General features: G+C 35.8%; 2 pseudogenes. Both read right to left on the bottom strand.

Annotated features, from left to right (window positions below):
* Positions 1–30: 30 nt before the first annotated feature.
* Positions 31–1,062, bottom strand: a pseudogene (locus HMPREF2697_RS10335) (IS3 family transposase).
* A 184-nt stretch (positions 1,063–1,246) separates the two neighbouring features.
* Positions 1,247–1,648: pseudogene (tnpA, locus tag HMPREF2697_RS10635) on the bottom strand (IS200/IS605 family transposase); the annotation flags it as partial.
* Positions 1,649–1,777 lie beyond the last annotated feature (129 nt).

Genomic DNA, 1,777 nt, shown 5'->3' on the forward strand with positions numbered 1-1,777 from the left:
AGGCGTTACAATAATATGGCATAAACAATTTTACCGATTTTGGGTAGAAGTATAATCGTAAAGTTTGTTATGCGTTATGAGGTAATACATTGTTCTAATAAGACGATGTATAGAGGCAATCGTGTGTGGTTTGGTTGAAGTCACTTGCGATTGTCTTTTCCGTTTCTCATAGAAGTCTGCGATATGACAAAGATTGGTGTGGCTAGCTGAAGCTATGTTATGAATGCACTTAAAGAGAATATTTCTGGTATAGGGATTCCCACGTTTGGTAATATGTCCTTGGCTAGAAAGTTTCAGTTTTATCTTAATACGTTTGTTGTTGTAATAATCAATATGGTCTACAATAGCTTGTTTCAAGTTCGGTGACGTTGAAAGATTATAAGCAATAATTTCACTGTTGAAACCATCTAAAACTGGTGATAAATAAAGCTTTTGAGTGCTTGCTGGGATGGCAAATCCTGTCACGTCCGTATAGCACTTTGCCATTGGTTTTGAAGCTTCAAACTGGCGTTGAATCAAGGTTATCACCTTTCTTACCAATATCTCCTTTGTGAGAAGAATACTTGCGTTTACAGCAAATTCTAGCCATTAAACCAAGTACGCTCATCAACCGCTGCACCTCTTATGATTGACCCCAAAAACACGATTTCGTAATTTAAAAGTCATTCGACGATGGCCGTAATTTCCTTTATGCTCAGTAAAAATAGCTTGAATTTCAGCTTTAATATCATAATCCTTATCGCTTTGATCTAGCTAATTTAAGTGGTAATAATAAGTTGAACGGGCAAGCTTAATAATCTTTAGAAGCATGTCTAAAGAAAACTCAGTTACCAATCCTCGGACAATTTCCGTTTTTCTTCCCTCAATCGGAGTACTCTCATTTTTTAGAACCGCATTTTCTGCTTTAATTCAGGAGAATAGTAACAATTCTTTCCTTTTTTGGCGATTTCTATTCCGTAGCGATCAATCAATTTAATCAGGTACTTAAGATTAGAAATATTTATCCCAAATTGATTTAAAAGTCGCTTAAAGCTTTCCCCCTTGCTTTCTCAGTTCATAGATAAGAACTTTATCCTCATAATTTCATAATAAAAACACCCCAAGAGTTAGATTTTTTCTGTCTAACTTCTGGGGTGCAGGTCATATCACCAGCGGTTTGTTCTTCGACTGAATGTCTATGCTAACGACCAAGGCCTAACAAATTGTTTTCCTTCAGCACTACCTTTGCTAGCTGGTCTTATCGAGACTACTTTCTTTTATTCTTCTCACCCGTAAACGAATCATAATCCTCACAAAGACTGAGCTGCTATCACGTCTTCTTATTATTGATTACGAATAAATTCTTCAATTTGCTCCTGATCCCGAACCACCGTATCAACATAAAAAATTTGACACCAAAATTTGCGATTCCCATATTTATACCTGAAATTAGCATATCACTCGAATATTATTAAGCTACTCTTTTTACGTATCCCATAAAAGAGGAAATGCCTAGTTTTGCTGGTATACTGACCTACATATAAGTATGGTTTGGGCAAGAGCCCACTTCGTATATTTCTACACCGTATTGCCAATATAATAAACGTAAGATTCGAGCTATACTTGCTTTGAACTTACCATAAATTATTTGACGTTTATATTGAGATGCAAGGGAACACGATACTCACTATTTCATTAGCAACCTTTTTTGATACATCTCTAAAAACCTTTTAACCCCACCACCAGAGCTATTAGTTTTCTAGAGCTTGAATTGTCAAATTAAGTGCATACTTTCCCC

It is taken from the genome of Streptococcus sp. HMSC064D12 (genome assembly GCF_001837205.1).
Classification (GTDB): Bacteria; Bacillota; Bacilli; order Lactobacillales; family Streptococcaceae; genus Streptococcus; species Streptococcus salivarius_D.